Origin of the sequence: Ralstonia edaphi, assembly GCF_958350185.1 — a bacterium.
GTDB classification, from domain to species: domain Bacteria; phylum Pseudomonadota; class Gammaproteobacteria; order Burkholderiales; family Burkholderiaceae; genus Ralstonia; species Ralstonia edaphi.
Map to the genome: position 1 here is coordinate 18,540 of NZ_CATWHI010000009.1, position 15,418 is coordinate 33,957.

The following is a 15,418-nucleotide window of genomic DNA, read 5'->3' on the forward strand; positions in this document are numbered from 1 at the left end:
CATCACGTTTCGCTTGTTTTACCTATGAAACGTCTGTTAATATCTGGAACACAGGTGCAACTATAGACCGCGTCTTCGAAATCGCAGATGCGGGATTACCCTATGGTTTGCGAAAAAATGGGTCGGCAGGGGGCGGCCGATCCGCCGGATCGCGCAATGGGCCTAGGCCTTCGTGTCGCGCGCGGCACCACCACCGTCGAGCTCAAAGGTCGGAACGATGAGCACATCCGCTACGGCGCCGAAGGCGGTAGCGATTGGAACCGCTTCGACGTGCCGAAATTCGATTGTTGATGCCGGAACGGCTCAGAACAATTTGCGATAAACCACGAAGCCCGACTTGTCCGCCAACGTGTCATACAGCCGCATGGCGGTCGTGTTGGTTTCGTGCGTCTGCCAATAGACGCGCGGCAAACCATCGGCCTGCGCGCGACGGTAGACCGCTTCGATCAAGGCCCGGCCCACGCCCTGCCCGCGCGCGGCCTGCGCCGTAAACAGATCCTGCAAATAGCAGCTCATGCCGATTTGCGTGGTGCTGCGGTGGTAGAGGAAATGCACGATGCCGAACAGCTCACCGCCACGCTCGGCCACCAGCGCGTAGACGGGCTCCGCTTCGTCGAAGAAGCGCTGCCAAGTCGTCTGCGTGACGATGTCGGGCAACGCTGTCTCGCCCGCACGGCCGTAGAAGGCGTTGTAGCCATCCCAGAGCGGTTTCCACGCGGCAAAGTCGTCTTGGCGGATGGGGCGGATGTGGAGGTCGGCAGATGCTGGCATGGTGAGCTGGACGGGTGGCAACGCTCCGGCATTCTGCCAGCCGGCTGTCGCACGTGCAGCCGGCTTTCCTGCTGATGGCTTAACGAACGCCGAGCGCCGAAATGTCGACGCCGTCCTGCAACAACTCGTCCTGAACCTTGTGCCGGGCCGCGTCGTTCGGGGAGCCGTACCCGAAGATGGTATGCAGCCCCGGCGGTATGTGCTGCTGCACAAATGCCTGTGTGTGCTGGTCCGCTGCATCCAGCGCGCTCGTCTTGTACAGGTAAGAGAAATCACGGTCGGCGTTGAGCAGTGCCGTCGACGTGTCGTTGGCGGCGTCCAGAACGCGTGCGGCGTCGCTCACGCGGTTCATGCCGCCCACCAGCTCTGTCTGCAGTTGTTGCGCATTTGCCTGCCGCGGCGGCGCATTGACCGGTAAGCCAGCCTCGCGCAGCGCCTGTGCCGCGGCGGCGGCATCGATGAACTGCCCGGTCACGACGCTGATTGTCTGGGCAGCACAGTCAGCGTCCGGTCCGGGGTTGCCGCCCCGGTCAAACGCCTGCTTAACGGGGTCGGCAATTTTCTCAGCCGCAGCCGCCTCGCTCTGGTGGTACTCCAGGTACTGGCCCCAGTCGGTCCGAGAAGAGTCGCCCGAGTACACCTCAATGTTGGCGTCCTGTACCGTGCGGCTGGTAGCACCGATCTTCTTGGTGACGTCATCCACGAGGGCTTTGATGCCGCTCTTGCCAACGTCACCCAACACACCGTCTTCCAGATACGAGTCAAGGTTGCGTAGCGCGACCGTGGCGCCCTGCTCGTCGACCATTGCGTGGCCCACTCGCGTGCGCGCCGCGTCAATATCCGCGTCGCTCGGATCAGCCGGCAGATTCAGGCGATGCTGATCCCACCATTGCGCGTTGTCGTCTTTGGTGGCCCGGCTGGCCACGAGCAGATCCTGCACAGTCACCGTTGGCGAGGCGGCCTCATTCACAAACTTCTTCAGTGTCGCCAGGCAATCCTGAATGCTGGGCCGCGTTTGCACTTCGCGATACCCAGGGCCATGGCCGTCGATCATCATCGTCATGCTGTTTCCTTAGCGTTGAGAATCGGACCAGCCTAACGGCACTACGCGCTGATGTTGACTACGTCTACTCGTGTCTCTTCGCCCGGCGGCAGCCATGCAGCGTGCGCGCCATGCCCGGAACCTAGGGATTGTCCGTAGAAGGCCAGTCGCCGGAAGAAAGTTTGCTGAAAGCATCGACCCTCTACAGTGCGCTCCATGGCCCGGTCACGACCCGGTATCGGGCAGTGCGATCTCCACGCACATCGGCGTCACTACGATAAGGGTCGGGTGTTGTACCGGCCGCATCGCCGGACTCTACGGGATGTCAGTCCGGCGTCCGTTTCCATCGGTCTTTCCTGCTGTCAACCTTGCGGCCCACCGTCCTCCCGGTGGGCTGTTTTCTTTTCAAGGCTGCACCGGATTGGGCACCACGAGGCGCTGTGTCAGCCGCTGCACCACCGGCGCGGCAACCAGCACGATGGTGAAGGCCGCCGGCCAGGCGAGCACGAAGGCATGCGCCCAGCGGGCAAGAAAGTCGGGGCTGATACCGGCGTTGATCCAGCCGATCCAGCCCGTCATCAACAGCGACATCAGACCCGACATCAGCCAGGCAAAAATGACGCGCAGACGTGTGGCAGTGGAAACGGGTGTCGACATGGCGGTTCTCCTTGCAAGCCATCAAATGTGATTGACGGTATGCTAGACAACCGCGTTTCAAGAAACTATAGACGTTTATTGAAACTTAAATTCCAAAATTGGAATCATGCTAGACGATCTGGCCCTTTTTGTTTCCATCGTGGACCACGGCAGCCTGCAGGCCGCAGCGCGTCACGCCAACCTGCCGCCCGCCACGCTGACACGACGCCTGCAGAAGCTGGAGGCTTCGCTGGGCTGCCAGCTTCTGCTGCGCAGCGCCCGCAGCCTCAAGCCGACGCCGGAGGGGCAGCTCTACTACGAGCAGTGCCGCCCACTGCTGACCGCGCTTGCGCAAACCACGGCCACGCTCGACGACGATCTCAACCAGGTCAAGGGCACGCTGCGGGTGCTCGCGCCGCTGAACCTGTCGCGCGGGCTGCTCGCACCCGCCTATGCGAGCTTCATGGCGACGTGGCCGGAGATCCGCCTGGAGCTGTCGCTCAGCAACCGCAATGAAGACGTGTGGCGGCATGGCGCCGATCTGGCCATCCGCGTCGGCCAGCAGGACGACCCGAAGCTGCGGCAGCGGCGGCTCGGCGTGATCGGGATGGTGCTGGTGGGGTCGCCGGCGTATGTGGCCGCGCATGGCACGCCGAGCCATCCGCATGACCTGCAAGCGCATCGCTTGTTGGTGTCGTCGCCGCTGTCGACATGGCGCTTCACCTCACCCGATGGCGAGCAAACCATCGAACTGCAGCCTCGCGGACGCTGCGACCTGAACGACATCGAACTGGGCGTGACATTGGCCGAAACAGGGCTCGGCCTGCTGTACTGCCCGCACACGCTTTGCCACCAGGCGCTGGAGTCAGGCAGGCTGGTTCGGCTGCTGTCGGAATGGCGGACACCACAGCGGCCCATCTACGCGGTGTGGCCGCAACAACAATTGCCACGCAAGGTCCGGACGTTGCTGGAGCATCTGGCGGCCTTCACGGCAGCGACACCACTGCTGCAGGCCGAACCCGCCCGGAGTGCCTCAGGCACTGCTTGAAACGGGTAAAAACACGCGTTGCCGCATCAGCCGATCGCCCCGTAGGCTGGAGACTCCCGCGCCAATTTCACTGGAGACCCGATGCACAGCAGCCACGTGGTGCGCTCCGGCGACCTTCGCCTGCATGCCCGAATGACCCTGCCTGCCGACGCGTCTGCACGGCAGCGTCCCGCCATCGTTCTCGTGCATGGTTATCCGGATGACAGTTCCGTCTGGCACGGCGTGCGCGATACCTTGGCGCATGATCGCCGCGTGCTCACCTTCGACGTGCGCGGTGCCGGCCTGTCAGATGCGCCCGCAGATACCACCGGTTATCGCATCCCCCGATTTGTCGACGACCTTACCGCCGTGGCCGACGCGCTGCTGCCCGGCGAGCGCTTTCATCTGGTCGGACACGACTGGGGCTCCATTCACAGCTGGGAATCGGTGACGACCGATCGGCTGCGCGGGCGCATCGCGTCGTACACGTCGATCTCGGGCCCGTGCCTGGACCACGTCGGCCACTGGATGCGCGCGCAGCTCGATGCCGGCACATGGGCCGCCAAACGTGCGGTGTGGAAGCAGCGGCTGCAATCCTGGTATGCGGGGTATTTCCACTTGCCGCTGTTGCCGGAATGGTCGTGGCGGCTGTGGGTCGCGCGCGCCTGGCCGTGGTGGCTGCACAAGACGGAAGGCATCCGCATCGAGGCCCAGCGACCGACGCTTGTGCGGGATGCCTGCAACGGCGTGCGGATGTATCGCGCGAATTTTCGGGAGCGCCTCGCCCGCCCCCAGCCACGTGCGCCGCATGCCCCCGTGCAGTTGATCGTGCCCACGCGCGATCGCTACGTGAGCCCCGCCGTGACGCGCGCTGTGGAAGCCTGGGTATCGCACTACTGGCGCCACGACGTCGACGCCGGCCACTGGCTGCCTCTGCGTCGCCCCGACTGGGTGGCGGACTGCATCCGCTGCTTTGCCGACTACGTCGAATCAGGCCACGAGCCAGCTGAACTGCAGCAGGCCCGCGTGGCCGGCACGCTGGCATCGGCCTGACGCCACTGGAGCCACTAGAGGATTGCGCCCAACGCAAACGTTGACGCGCGTGTAACACACTGTAATCATCGTCCGCCACAACGCTGACGGCGCGCCATGACCTGGCGCCCGGACGGCTCGAGCCGCCGCTTCGCGCAAACCGCGTTGTCGGCCATCGATACAAGAAACAGGGACAAGACAATGAAAAGCAAGGTCGTGGTGTACGGCCCGCTCTACGGGAAGTGGTACGCAATCCTGGTCAACGACGGCGTGGCCGCCGAATCCAACCAGTTCGGCTCGTACGAAGCCGCCATGGGCTTCGCGTCACGCCGGTATCCGGAGCTGGAGCAGGAACGCCAACCTTACGCGCGAGGCCGCGAAGAAAGTGAGGACGGAAGCGACAGCCGGGAAGCCGCGTCGATCTGACCACGCCGGGCGGCATTGACGCCGCCCAGGTTTGTCACGACGTTAGCGGCCCGCCCCGCAGAAGCGGCCGGCGATCCATTCGAACACGCTGCCTTCGCGCAGCGAGCGGCTTTGCGCTTCGTCGCCGTAGTGGATCTGGTAAAGCGGCTTGCCGGTGGCATTGCGCGCGCGATAGAGCGTTTGCGCAATCACCGTATAGCTGTGTCGCGCGCAATCGAGCACGACCTGTTTGACCGACGAGCGGATGGGCTGCCCATCGGCTGTCTTGATCGTGAAGTCCGGCAACACGTTGCGCAGCAGCCGGAAGTGCACGGTGGGCGAATTGGCATCCGCCGCGGCGCCGGGCTGCGGCTTGACCGATTGCCGGTCGATGTACGAAACGATGCCGTTGATGCTCTCGAAGCGGCGCCACCGGGAATCGGCGCTGGCTGATTCCAGGGCGGGTGCCGCATCGCCCGAAACGGCTTGCGCGGCCCCCGTCGGCACAGCGGCCGACGCAGAAATGGTTTGTGCGGATACGGGCATCGCTGCCCACTGCGCGGCAACCAGAGCGGTCGCCGCGATGGCGCTTTGCCAGCGCCAGCCTCCTGTTTTCATGGGATGTCTCGCCTTGCTACAAAAACTTAGCGGGCGATTCTACCGTGCTGGCGCAACCGCCTACGTCACATCTCGGCGGGCTCGGCAACGTCCACGCCGGCAAAACGCAGATACAGCGTACGCAAGGCCTGCGTAAGCGGGCCGGGTTGACCGTTAGCGATCTGCACACCGTCGATGGACACCACCGGCATCACAAACGTCGACGCGCTCGTATAGAACGCTTCGGCGGCTTGCTGCGCTTCGGCCACGGTGAAGGTGCGCTCCTCCATCGTCAGGCCATGTTCGCGCGCCAGCGCGAGGATCGACACCCGCGTGATGCCCGGCAGCACGGCGTTCGACAGCGGCCGCGTAATCAAGCGCTTATCTGCGGTGATGATGAACGCGGTCGACGACGCGCCTTCGGTCACGCGGTCGCCGTCGGTCATCCAGGCTTCGTGCGCGCCGGCGCGCGCGGCGATCTGCTTGGCCATCACCTGCGGCAGCAAGCCGACGCTCTTGATGTCGCAACGCTTCCAGCGCAGGTCGGGCACCGTCACCACGGTTGCGCCCTTCTTGGCCAGCGGGCTGTCGACGATGGACTTGACCTGCGTGAACGCCACGGCCGTCGGCGTGATGTCGGCCGGGATGCCGAAATCGCGCTCGGCCACGCCGCGCGTGACCTGCATGTACACCACGCCCTCGTCCAGCCCGTTGCGCGCCACCAGCTCTTCGCACACACGCGTCCATTCGGCAGCGGTGTACGGGTTGTCGATGCCGATCTCGGACAGCGAACGCGTCAGGCGGGCGAGGTGCGCGTCGTTGTCGACGAGCTTGCCGCGCGCCACGGCGGTGACTTCATAGATGCCATCGGCAAAGGTAAAGCCACGGTCCATGACAGAGACGGTGGCTTCGGCGGCCGGCACGTATTGGCCATTCAGGAAGATGATTCGCGACATGCTGGGAGAGAGGATTCAAGTGTGGGCGGGACTGCCCTGCCAACGAATCTACAGGATACGTGCGCCATGCCGCGAATACCGATGTGTGCCCACGTTATGCGAAAACGGCATGATGCAGACGGCCCCTCCGGTAGACTTTCCCGTTTTTGGCAAACGCATCCTATGCCCGAACTCACCATCCGCCCGATCGCTGCAGACGACCTGCACGGCATCCTGGCCGTGCAGCGGGCGTGCTATGGCGACGGGTTTCTGGAACCGGGCGATGCGCTCGCCAGCCGCTGGGCTCGCAGCCCGGCCATGTGCTTGGTCGCGCTGCGCGGCGGCGAGGTGGTCGGCTACCTGCTTTCGCATGCGTGGCACGCATGGATGCCGCCCAAATTGCACGTGCCGCTCCCCGCCGCGAATGCGGCCGACGTGCTGTGGTTCGTGCATGACATGGCCATCGCGCCAACCGGCCGTGGCCAGCGTTTGGGCGAGCGACTTTACGCCATGGCATCCGCCTGCGCCCGGGCACAGGGCCTGCGCCAATCGCGGCTGGTGGCGGTGCAAGGCGCGGATGTGTTCTGGCGGCGCCTTGGTTACCAATCCGTCGACATGGACAGCGCCGCATTGGCAGCGCTGCGCACCGTGTACGGAGCGAATGCTGAAATGATGGAGCGGCGAATGCCTTGAGCGGCCGCCGCGTCACTCCGTTACAATTTGCAACATCCGTATATCTTCTGTAAGACCGCCCGCACCCCGTTGAACTACAGTGCGACGTCTTGAGGAATTCCTACATGCATAAGAACTTCGCGTTGTACGTGCTGGCAGCCGCCGCCGCGCTGTCGTCGACGGCGGCCCTGGCCCGCGTCAATGTCGATATTGGAATCGGCGTGCCTGTTGCACCGGTTTATGTCGAGCCCGCGCCGGTCTATGCTCCGGCGCCGGTATACGCCCCGCCCCCGCCGCCGGCTTACTACGCGCCGCCGCCCGTCTATGTCGCGCCGCAGCCGGTCATCGTTGCACCGGGCTACTACGACGATGGGCGCGGCCGCGAATGGCAGGAACGCCAATGGCGCGAACAACGCTGGCGCGAGCGTGAATGGCGCCGGCATCATCGTCGCGACTACGACGATTGATCACGCACCGGGCCGCGCTCAAGCGGCCTTCTTGGCCAGACCCAGGTAGGTTTCGATCACGCGCGGATTCACGGCCAATTCCTGCGCCGGGCCTTCGAGCGTCATGTCGCCCGTTTCCAGCACATAACCGTAATCGGCCACCTGCAGGGCAGCACGCGCATTCTGTTCGATCAGCAGCGTTGCCACGCCGGTTTTGCGCAGGTCGCTGATGATGTGGAAGATCTCTTTGACGATGAGCGGCGCGAGGCCGAGGCTGGGCTCATCCAGCATCAGCAACTGCGGCTTGGCCATCAACGCGCGGCCCACGGCCAGCATCTGACGCTCGCCGCCGGACAGCGTGCCGGCTTCCTGCGCGCGGCGCTCTTTCAGGCGCGGGAACAAGTCGTACACCACCTCCATCTGGTCCAGATAGTTGCGCTCGCCCGCACGCTTGCGGCGGTAGGCGCCCAGCACCAAGTTGTCTTCCACGCTCATGGTGGCAAACAGCTCGCGCTTTTCCGGAACGAGGCACATGCCGCGTGCCACACGCTTTTCCACCGGCAGACCGGTCAGGTTATGGCCGAGATACGAGACCACGCCGCTGGCCGAACCGTTGGTCGGTAGCGCGCCCATGACGGCGCCGAGCATGGTCGATTTGCCCGCGCCGTTCGGGCCGATGACGGTCACAATCTGGCCCGCACCTACCTTCAGATTGGCGCCGTGCAGCGCTTCCACCTTGCCATAGCGGACGTGCAGGTCCTTCACTTCCAGGATGACTGACATGCGCGTTCTCCTTATTCCACGCCGCCCAGGTAGGCTTCCAGCACCGCGGGGTTCTGCTGCACTTCCTGCGGCAGCCCTTCGGCGATCTTGGTACCGAATTCCATGACGACCAGCCGGTCGGTGAGGTTCATGACGAAGTCCATGTCGTGCTCGACCAGCAGCACGCTCATGCCTTCGGCCTTGAGCTTGGTGAGCAGCGCAGCCAGCGCCTGCTTTTCCTTGTAGCGCAGGCCGGCGGCCGGCTCATCGAGCAGCAGCAGCGCCGGGTCGCAACACAGCGCGCGAGCAATCTCCAGAATGCGTTGCTGACCCAGCGCGAGGCTGCCGGCCTCCTGGTACATGCAATCGGCCAGGCCCACGCGCTCCAGCTGGCGGCGTGCTTCAAACAGCAGCTTCTGCTCTTCGGCCTGGTTCATGCGCACCACGCTGGCGAGCACGCCGCCCTGCGCTGCAAAATCGCCACGCAGATGGGCGCCGAGCGCTACGTTTTCCAGCACCGTCATGCCCGACAGCAATTGCACATGCTGGAAGGTGCGGCCGATACCGCGTTTGACGATCTCGCGCGAAGGCTTGCCGCTGATGCGCTCGCCACGGTAGAGCACCTCGCCACGCGTGACAGGCAGCACGCCGGTCACCAGGTTGAAGGTGGTCGACTTGCCCGCGCCATTGGGGCCGATCAGGCCGATGATCTCGCCGGCCTTCACCTGGAAGCTGACGTCGTTCACGGCGACCAGGCCGCCAAACTCCTTGCGCGCGGCACGTACGTCGAGGATCAGTTCACCGGCTTGCGGCTTCTCCCGCTGCTTGAGTGCCGGCGCGTCGTCGGGTGCGTGGGCCGTCGGCGCAGACGGAAACAGCTTGCGGATGAACGGCCAGACGCCGTCACGCGCGTACTGCAGCAACAACACCAGCAGCACGCCGAACACGATGATCTCGAAGTTGCCGTTGGAGCCCAGCAACTTCGGCAGGACGCTCTGCAGGCTGTCTTTCAGGATGGTCAGCAAACCGGCGCCAAGCACCGCGCCCCACACGTGGCCCACGCCGCCGACCACCGCCATGAACAGGTATTCGATGCCGTAGTTCAGACCGAACGGCGTGGGGTTCACCGCGCGCTGCAGATGCGCATAGAGAAAGCCCGAAATGCACGCCAGCACCGCCGCAAACACGAAGATCACCACCTTCATCCACGCGGTGTTCACGCCCATCGCCTCGGCCATGGTGCCGCCGCCCTTGAGCGCGCGGATGGCGCGGCCCGGGCGCGAATTCAGCAGGTTCTGCACCGCCAGCACCGCCACGACAACGACAGCCCAGATCAGGTAGAACATCTCACGGCCGGTCTGCAACGATTTACCCAGCACGTTCAGCACCGGAATACCGTTCAGCCCGTCGTACTTGCCGAGGAATTCCAGGTTGCCGAACAGGAAGAAGAGCGACAGGCCCCACGCAATCGTCGCCAGCGGCAGGTAGTGACCCGACATGCGCATCGTGATCAGGCCGATCACGTAGGCGCTGACCACCGTAATCGCCAGCCCGGCCAACAGGCCGATCCACGGCGAAACACCGTACTGCGTTGTCAGATACGCGGTGCTGTATGCACCAAGCCCGACGAACGCCGCTTGCCCGAACGACGTCAGCCCGCCCACCCCCGTGAGCAGCACCAGCCCCAGCGCCACGAGGCTATAGAGCCCGATGTAGTTCAGCAGCGTGATCCAGAACTCGGGCGTGGGCACGATCGGAATCAACACCAGCACGACGACGAACAACGCGGTCAGCACGCGGTTGCGCGAAAGCCAGCCGCGCTGCGCCGTGCCTTCGGAAGATTTAGTCAGCGTGTTCATCGGCTTATTCCTCTTCCTCGACATGCTTGGTGGTGAGCGATCGCCACAGCAGCACCGGAATGATGAGCGTGAACACGATCACCTCCTTGAACGCCGACGCCCAGAACGATGAATACGACTCCAGCAGCCCCACCAGCAGCGCGCCCAGTGCCGCCACCGGATAGCTCACGAGCCCGCCCACGATCGCCCCAACGAAGCCCTTCAGGCCGATCAGGAAACCGGACTCGTAGTAGACCGTGGTGAGCGGCGCAATCAGGATGCCGCACAGGGCGCCCAACGCCGCCGCCAGCGTGAACGCCAGGCGCCCCGCTTGCGTAGTGCCGATGCCGACCAGCCTCGCACCCAGCCGGTTCACCGCCGTCGCGCGCAGCGCCTTGCCCGACACCGTGCGGCCAAAGTAGAAGTACAGCCCCACGATCATCAGCACCGACACGGCCACCACCCACAGGCTCTGGCCTGACACGCTGAGCGCGCCCAGATCAAAGCGCGCATCGGAAAACGCATCCGTGCGCGAGCCTTCCGCGCCGAACATCACAAGACCGAGGCCGACCATTGCAAAGTGCACGCCCACCGAAACGATCAGCAGCACCAGCGTGCTGGCTTCGGCCAACGGCTCATAGGCCAGGCGGTAGATCATCGGGCCCATGGGAATGACGATCAGCAGCGTCAACGCGACCTGCGCAATCATGGGCAACGTCATCGGGGCGAGCATGCGGGCAGCGACGTACACGGCAATCGGAAAGACAAGGTATTTGCCCGCATAGATGGCACCCGTGCGCAGCGCATGCAGGCGCAGTTCAGGTTGCAGCAGCGTGCGGCCCATCTCGACGAGGAACGTCAGCACACCCAGCGCGACGAGCATGCTGGCCGAGAGCGGCGCCTTGTTGGCCTGGATGGCCGCCAGCGTGAGCGCGCCATACGCAACGAATTCGCCCTGCGGGATGAAGATCACGCGCGTGACGGAAAACACCAGTACGAGCGCCAGCGCCAGCAGCGCGTAGATCGCGCCCGATGTCACGCCGTCTTGCGCCAGGATGGCGGCAATCGACAAGTCCATGAAGCTCCTCGTTCTTGTAGTCGTGGAGTTCGCACCGGATGTAGGCCGGGCAAGGGGGCGCCACGAGTTACGAGATAGTAAATTTCTTACGACAGGATGAAATTGGCGACAACCCTAACGCGCCGCCTTGCTCCGTCGGCCGCCGGCCTTCGGAGGACTTTCCGCGGGCGCCTGCAGCATGGCAGACAAGCGCATCACGAACGTGCGCAGCGTGTGCTCCAGCTCGCCGCCGCGCTGCGCGTGAAACAGCGGTTGCAGATTCAGCGCGATCAACACCAGCACAAGCTGACCGCGCGCGCCAAACACGGGCAGCGACAGCGCATTCACGCCCGGCAGCAGACTGCCCGTCACCCACGATGCGCCTTCGGTGCGGACGTCTTCGCACAGGCGGTAGTAATCCGTCAGAGAGCGCGGCAGGCCGGGGAGATCGTCACCGGCACGCTCGTGCAGCTCTCGTTCAACAAGCGGCAGCGTCTGCTCCATCGGCTGATAGGCGCCGAACAGGCGGCCGGTGGCGGAATTGAGCATCGGCAGGACGTCGCCAATGCGCAGGTTGACGCCGGGCGCACCACCGGCTTTTTCCCAATGCACGACGGTCGGGCCACGATCGCTCCACACTGCAATGCCGATGGTGTGACCGGTCTGGTCTCGCAGACCGGCCAACAACGGCCGCGTGCGGACGATGGCATCGGAGCGGTTGAGGCTGGCGAGACCTAGGCGCAGCGCAAACGGGCCAAGTTCGTAGCGGCCAGTCAGCGGGTCCTGCGACACCGCGCCCACCCGCTGCAGGCTGACCAGGTAGCGGTGCGCCTTGGACGGATGCATGCCCGCCGCGCGCGCCAGATCGCCGAGCGCCATCGCCCGCATGGCACGTGTGAGCGCCACCAGCAATTGCGTGCCGACTTCGATGGATTGAATGCCCGAGCGGTCACGGCTTGTGCGCGCGTCTTCTGCATCGCCATCGGGGGGCAGGTCGTCTTCGACTTCCGTGGTCTCCATGTCTCGGGGGCGGATTGGATTGGCTCGGCGGGGCTGGCCCAGGCTGGGCCGACAAAGTGCTGCGAGCGTAGCACGCAGCTCCGCGCTGACGGCCAGTTTTTAATTTTTATGCATTGTAGAAACAATGCTTCTAATCATAATTCACGTATACCCTAGGCGCATCTCCCGACCCTGCGGTCTATGATTGCCTGCGTTTGGTATGGCCGGGTATCAGCGCATCCCAACCCTGGCGTTTCCGCCCATACACGTAGACGAATAATTCCCCCAACCGTAATTCACTACACCAGGAGTGACAGAATGGCCAAAGCCTTCGCCTCGCAAGCCGACCTCGAGGCCAAACAAGTCACCTTTACCCAGCTCTCCCCCAACGCTTACGCCTATACCGCCGAGGGCGACCCGAACTCGGGCGTCATCATCGGCGACGACTCGGTGCTGATCGTCGACACCACCGCCACGCCAGCGATGGCGCAAGACCTGATCGCGCGCATCCGCGCCATCACCGACAAGCCGATCAAGCACGTGGTGCTATCGCACTATCACGCGGTGCGCGTGCTGGGCGCGTCGGCGTACTTTACCGAGGGCGCGCAGAACATCATTGCCAGCCGCGGCACGTACGAAATGATCGTCGAGCGCGGTGAAGCCGATATGAAGTCCGAGATCGAACGCTTTCCGCGCCTGTTCGCGGGCGTTGAAACCGTGCCCGGCCTGACCTGGCCGACGCTGGTATTCGAGCGCGAACTCACGCTGTTCCTTGGCCAGCTGGAAGTGAAGATCCTGCACCTCGGCCCCGGCCACACGAAGGGCGACACGGTGGTGTGGATTCCGTCGCAGAAGGTGCTGTTCTCCGGAGACCTCGTCGAATACGACGCCGCCTGCTACTGCGGCGACGCGCAGCTCGAAGAATGGCCCGCCACACTCGATGCGCTGCGCGCGCTCGGCGCCGACAAGCTCGTGCCCGGCCGCGGCCCCGCGTTGCTCAATCCGGCCGAGGTCGACAAGGGGCTCGCCTATACGCGGGATTTCGTGTCCACGCTGCTGCAACGTGGCAAGGAAGCCGTCGCGCAGAAGATGGACCTGAAGGCCGCCATGGCGCACACCCGCGCGGCCATGGACCCGAAATTCGGCAGCGTCTTCATTTACGAGCACTGCCTGCCGTTTGACGTGACGCGCGCCTTTGACGAAGCCAGCGGCATCAAGCACCCGCGCATCTGGACAGCCGAGCGCGACAAGGAAATGTGGGCGGCCCTGCAAGGCTGAACATGAATCCCGACTTCCAGAATCGCGTCTTCGCGTATGCGCCGTGCGCCGAGCAGCAGCCCGGCGCCGCACCTGCGGCCCGCCCCGTCGTCATCGTTGGCGCCGGGCCGGTGGGGTTGGCTACAGCCATCGATCTGGCGCAGCAAGGTGTGGCCGTGGTCGTTGTGGACGACGATTGCACGCTGTCGACCGGCTCGCGCGCGATCTGTTTCTCCAAGCGCTCATTGGAGATTTTCGATCGGCTCGGCTGCGGCGACTGCATGGTCGACAAGGGCGTGAGCTGGAACGTCGGGAAGGTCTACCTGAAGAACGAACTGCTCTACAGCTTTGACCTGCTGCCAGAAACCGGCCACCGCCGACCAGCGTTCATCAATCTGCAGCAGTACTACGTGGAAGGCTTTCTCGTTGAACGCGCGCAAGCCTTGCCGAACATCGAGCTGCGCTGGAAGAACAAGGTGACGGCCCTCACGCAGGATGCCGACGGCGTGACGCTCAGCATCGAGACGCCCGACGGCACGTACGAGCAGCGCGCGCAATATGTGGTCGCCGCCGACGGCTCGCGCAGCCCGGTGCGGCACATGATGGGCCTTGAAGCCCGCGGCCAGACGTTCAAAGACCGCTTCCTGATCGCCGACGTGCGCATGGATGCGCCCTTCCCGAGCGAGCGCTGGTTCTGGTTTGATCCGCCGTTCCATCCGAATCAATCGGTGCTGCTCCACCATCAGCCCGACAACGTCTGGCGCATCGATTTCCAGCTCGGCTGGGACGCCGATCCCGTGGCCGAGAAGCAACCCGAGCGCGTCATCCCACGCGTGCGCGCGCTGCTCGGGGAAGGCGTCGATTTCGAACTGGAATGGGTCAGCGTCTATACGTTTTCGTGCGAACGCATGGACCGCTTCCGCCACGGCCGCGTGCTCTTTATCGGCGATGCGGCACACCGTGTCTCGCCGTTCGGCGCACGTGGCGCCAACAGCGGTTTGCAAGACGCCGAAAACCTCGCGTGGAAATTGCGCATGGTGCTGGCCGGCGATGCGCCCGACACGCTGCTCGACACCTACGCGAGCGAGCGCGAGTTTGCCGCCGACGACAACATCCGCCACTCCACGAGATCGACCGATTTCATCACACCCAAGAGCGCCGTCAGCCGGCTCTTTCGCGATGCCACGCTGCGCCTGGCCAAGCACTACCCGTTTGCGCGGACGCTGGTCAACAGCGGGCGGCTCTCGATGCCGACAGTGCTTGAAGGTTCTCCGTTGCAGACCGCGGATGAAGCGGCCTTCGCCGGCACGCTCGTGCCCGGCGCTGTCGCACTCGATGCGCCGGTACGCCAGGCCGATGGCCGCGCGGATTGGCTCCTCAGCCATCTGCACGGCAGCTTCACCGCGTTGCGCTTCTGCGGCGCGGGAGAACACGTCGACGCGCTGCCGCTGCCGGCGCTGGCCATCTTCCCGGCCGGCGGCATGGGCACAGTCTCGGCCAACGTGACGGCGCTGGAAGACATCGACGGGCTGGTCGCGCAACGCTATGACGCGCGCCCCGGCACGATCTACCTGATCCGGCCGGATCAGCACGTCTGCGCACGCTGGCGCGGCCTGGCGCCAGCCAAGCTGGCCGCCGCGTTGCTCCGCGCCACCGGCCAGACCGCGCCTGCGGCAACGTCGCGCGCGGCCGTCTCCGCTTGAGCCAATACCGCGATCACCATGCCGCTGAACACGCAACCCAACCTGCCCCGTCCGGACGATTTCTACGAGGCGCTGATCGACGCGCACCGCAACCTGAGCGATGAGCACAGCGCGATGCTCAACGCGCAGCTCATCCTGCTACTCGCAAACCATATCGGCGACATGGCGGTCCTGCGCGAAGCGCTGACCGCGGCACGACTGGTATTGCCAGCCACCACCACTTGAGCGCGGCCCCGTTT

The 15,418-nt window shown here is 64.6% G+C and carries 18 protein-coding genes; 9 read left to right on the forward strand and 9 right to left on the reverse strand.

The genetic code is table 11. The features are described from left to right. Window positions 1–87 precede the first annotated feature (87 nt). Window positions 88–291 carry a hypothetical protein gene (locus tag R2669_RS23240; RefSeq protein WP_147216479.1) on the forward strand — a complete coding sequence of 68 codons (204 nt, stop codon included), beginning with the start codon at window positions 88–90 and terminating at the stop codon, window positions 289–291. A 12-nt stretch (window positions 292–303) separates the two neighbouring features. Here R2669_RS23240 and R2669_RS23245 read toward each other — a convergent pair whose 3' ends face one another. The 3 genes from R2669_RS23245 to R2669_RS23255 all read right to left on the reverse strand — a co-directional run bounded on the left by R2669_RS23245 (window position 304) and on the right by R2669_RS23255 (window position 2,470). Continuing rightward, window positions 304–771 carry a GNAT family N-acetyltransferase gene (locus R2669_RS23245; protein ID WP_316902207.1) on the reverse strand — a complete coding sequence of 156 codons (468 nt, stop codon included), beginning with the start codon at window positions 769–771 and terminating at the stop codon, window positions 304–306. A 79-nt stretch (window positions 772–850) separates the two neighbouring features. Beyond that, window positions 851–1,834: a hypothetical protein gene (locus tag R2669_RS23250; RefSeq protein WP_316902209.1), complete on the reverse strand. Its 984-nt coding sequence runs from the start codon at window positions 1,832–1,834 to the stop codon at window positions 851–853. Between the two features lie 384 nt (window positions 1,835–2,218). Next, a complete protein-coding gene (locus tag R2669_RS23255; protein ID WP_027680144.1) occupies window positions 2,219–2,470 on the reverse strand; it encodes a DUF2798 domain-containing protein in 252 nt (83 codons plus the stop codon). A 106-nt stretch (window positions 2,471–2,576) separates the two neighbouring features. Here R2669_RS23255 and R2669_RS23260 point away from each other — a divergent pair, with 106 nt between their 5' ends. The 3 genes from R2669_RS23260 to R2669_RS23270 all read left to right on the forward strand — a co-directional run bounded on the left by R2669_RS23260 (window position 2,577) and on the right by R2669_RS23270 (window position 4,934). Then, window positions 2,577–3,497 (forward strand): LysR family transcriptional regulator, encoded by a 921-nt coding sequence (locus R2669_RS23260; protein ID WP_316890948.1) that lies wholly within the window; start codon window positions 2,577–2,579, stop codon window positions 3,495–3,497. A gap of 81 nt (window positions 3,498–3,578) precedes the next feature. Next, window positions 3,579–4,529, forward strand: coding sequence for an alpha/beta fold hydrolase (locus R2669_RS23265; RefSeq protein WP_316902210.1), 951 nt, complete (start codon window positions 3,579–3,581; stop codon window positions 4,527–4,529). Between the two features lie 180 nt (window positions 4,530–4,709). Continuing rightward, the gene (locus tag R2669_RS23270; protein ID WP_316902212.1) at window positions 4,710–4,934 is read left to right on the forward strand and encodes a hypothetical protein; all 225 of its coding nucleotides are present in this window, start codon (window positions 4,710–4,712) and stop codon (window positions 4,932–4,934) included. A gap of 42 nt (window positions 4,935–4,976) precedes the next feature. Here R2669_RS23270 and R2669_RS23275 read toward each other — a convergent pair whose 3' ends face one another. Further along, window positions 4,977–5,531, reverse strand: a complete 555-nt coding sequence (locus tag R2669_RS23275) for a surface-adhesin E family protein (RefSeq protein WP_316874332.1) — start codon at window positions 5,529–5,531, stop codon at window positions 4,977–4,979. Between the two features lie 65 nt (window positions 5,532–5,596). Then, entirely contained in the window at window positions 5,597–6,466 is an 870-nt protein-coding gene (locus R2669_RS23280) for a D-amino-acid transaminase (RefSeq protein WP_316902213.1), read from the reverse strand. Between the two features lie 162 nt (window positions 6,467–6,628). On the opposite strand from R2669_RS23280, the gene R2669_RS23285 reads away from it, so the two are divergent. After that, a complete protein-coding gene (locus R2669_RS23285; protein WP_316902215.1) occupies window positions 6,629–7,138 on the forward strand; it encodes a GNAT family N-acetyltransferase in 510 nt (169 codons plus the stop codon). Window positions 7,139–7,242: 104 nt separating this feature from the next. Further along, complete coding sequence (locus R2669_RS23290; RefSeq protein ID WP_147216496.1) at window positions 7,243–7,584, forward strand: hypothetical protein; 342 nt, start codon at window positions 7,243–7,245, stop codon at window positions 7,582–7,584. Window positions 7,585–7,602: 18 nt separating this feature from the next. Here the strand turns inward: R2669_RS23290 and R2669_RS23295 are convergent, their stop codons facing one another. The 4 genes from R2669_RS23295 to R2669_RS23310 form a co-directional block, all read right to left on the reverse strand. After that, window positions 7,603–8,346: an ABC transporter ATP-binding protein gene (locus R2669_RS23295; RefSeq protein WP_316902217.1), complete on the reverse strand. Its 744-nt coding sequence runs from the start codon at window positions 8,344–8,346 to the stop codon at window positions 7,603–7,605. Window positions 8,347–8,357: 11 nt separating this feature from the next. Beyond that, on the reverse strand, window positions 8,358–10,184 hold the full coding sequence (locus R2669_RS23300; protein ID WP_027680136.1) for a branched-chain amino acid ABC transporter ATP-binding protein/permease: 1,827 nt from the start codon (window positions 10,182–10,184) through the stop codon (window positions 8,358–8,360). Window positions 10,185–10,188: 4 nt separating this feature from the next. Then, window positions 10,189–11,241: a branched-chain amino acid ABC transporter permease gene (locus tag R2669_RS23305; protein WP_147216502.1), complete on the reverse strand. Its 1,053-nt coding sequence runs from the start codon at window positions 11,239–11,241 to the stop codon at window positions 10,189–10,191. Between the two features lie 114 nt (window positions 11,242–11,355). After that, window positions 11,356–12,240, reverse strand: coding sequence for an IclR family transcriptional regulator (locus R2669_RS23310; RefSeq protein ID WP_316890942.1), 885 nt, complete (start codon window positions 12,238–12,240; stop codon window positions 11,356–11,358). A 297-nt stretch (window positions 12,241–12,537) separates the two neighbouring features. On the opposite strand from R2669_RS23310, the gene R2669_RS23315 reads away from it, so the two are divergent. Genes R2669_RS23315 through R2669_RS23325 form a run of 3 tightly spaced genes read left to right on the forward strand, consistent with a single transcriptional unit; the run spans window position 12,538 to window position 15,404 of the window. After that, a complete protein-coding gene (locus R2669_RS23315) occupies window positions 12,538–13,497 on the forward strand; it encodes an MBL fold metallo-hydrolase (protein WP_316890940.1) in 960 nt (319 codons plus the stop codon). Window positions 13,498–13,499: 2 nt separating this feature from the next. Further along, complete coding sequence (locus tag R2669_RS23320) at window positions 13,500–15,179, forward strand: FAD-dependent oxidoreductase (RefSeq protein ID WP_316902219.1); 1,680 nt, start codon at window positions 13,500–13,502, stop codon at window positions 15,177–15,179. A gap of 18 nt (window positions 15,180–15,197) precedes the next feature. Then, the gene (locus R2669_RS23325; protein WP_316902221.1) at window positions 15,198–15,404 is read left to right on the forward strand and encodes a DUF2783 domain-containing protein; all 207 of its coding nucleotides are present in this window, start codon (window positions 15,198–15,200) and stop codon (window positions 15,402–15,404) included. The last annotated feature ends 14 nt before the right edge of the window (window positions 15,405–15,418 follow it).

Coding starts and splice junctions, on each gene's coding strand:
- R2669_RS23260 (WP_316890948.1), top strand. CDS start 2,577: ATGCTAGACGATCTGGCCCTTTTTGTTTCCATCGTGGACCACGGCAGC.
- R2669_RS23320 (WP_316902219.1), top strand. CDS start 13,500: ATGAATCCCGACTTCCAGAATCGCGTCTTCGCGTATGCGCCGTGCGCC.
- R2669_RS23280 (WP_316902213.1), bottom strand. CDS start 6,466: ATGTCGCGAATCATCTTCCTGAATGGCCAATACGTGCCGGCCGCCGAA.
- R2669_RS23265 (WP_316902210.1), top strand. CDS start 3,579: ATGCACAGCAGCCACGTGGTGCGCTCCGGCGACCTTCGCCTGCATGCC.
- R2669_RS23300 (WP_027680136.1), bottom strand. CDS start 10,184: ATGAACACGCTGACTAAATCTTCCGAAGGCACGGCGCAGCGCGGCTGG.
- R2669_RS23285 (WP_316902215.1), top strand. CDS start 6,629: ATGCCCGAACTCACCATCCGCCCGATCGCTGCAGACGACCTGCACGGC.
- R2669_RS23325 (WP_316902221.1), top strand. CDS start 15,198: ATGCCGCTGAACACGCAACCCAACCTGCCCCGTCCGGACGATTTCTAC.
- R2669_RS23315 (WP_316890940.1), top strand. CDS start 12,538: ATGGCCAAAGCCTTCGCCTCGCAAGCCGACCTCGAGGCCAAACAAGTC.
- R2669_RS23250 (WP_316902209.1), bottom strand. CDS start 1,834: ATGACGATGATGATCGACGGCCATGGCCCTGGGTATCGCGAAGTGCAA.
- R2669_RS23270 (WP_316902212.1), top strand. CDS start 4,710: ATGAAAAGCAAGGTCGTGGTGTACGGCCCGCTCTACGGGAAGTGGTAC.
- R2669_RS23290 (WP_147216496.1), top strand. CDS start 7,243: ATGCATAAGAACTTCGCGTTGTACGTGCTGGCAGCCGCCGCCGCGCTG.
- R2669_RS23305 (WP_147216502.1), bottom strand. CDS start 11,241: ATGGACTTGTCGATTGCCGCCATCCTGGCGCAAGACGGCGTGACATCG.
- R2669_RS23310 (WP_316890942.1), bottom strand. CDS start 12,240: ATGGAGACCACGGAAGTCGAAGACGACCTGCCCCCCGATGGCGATGCA.
- R2669_RS23255 (WP_027680144.1), bottom strand. CDS start 2,470: ATGTCGACACCCGTTTCCACTGCCACACGTCTGCGCGTCATTTTTGCC.
- R2669_RS23295 (WP_316902217.1), bottom strand. CDS start 8,346: ATGTCAGTCATCCTGGAAGTGAAGGACCTGCACGTCCGCTATGGCAAG.
- R2669_RS23275 (WP_316874332.1), bottom strand. CDS start 5,531: ATGAAAACAGGAGGCTGGCGCTGGCAAAGCGCCATCGCGGCGACCGCT.
- R2669_RS23240 (WP_147216479.1), top strand. CDS start 88: ATGCGGGATTACCCTATGGTTTGCGAAAAAATGGGTCGGCAGGGGGCG.
- R2669_RS23245 (WP_316902207.1), bottom strand. CDS start 771: ATGCCAGCATCTGCCGACCTCCACATCCGCCCCATCCGCCAAGACGAC.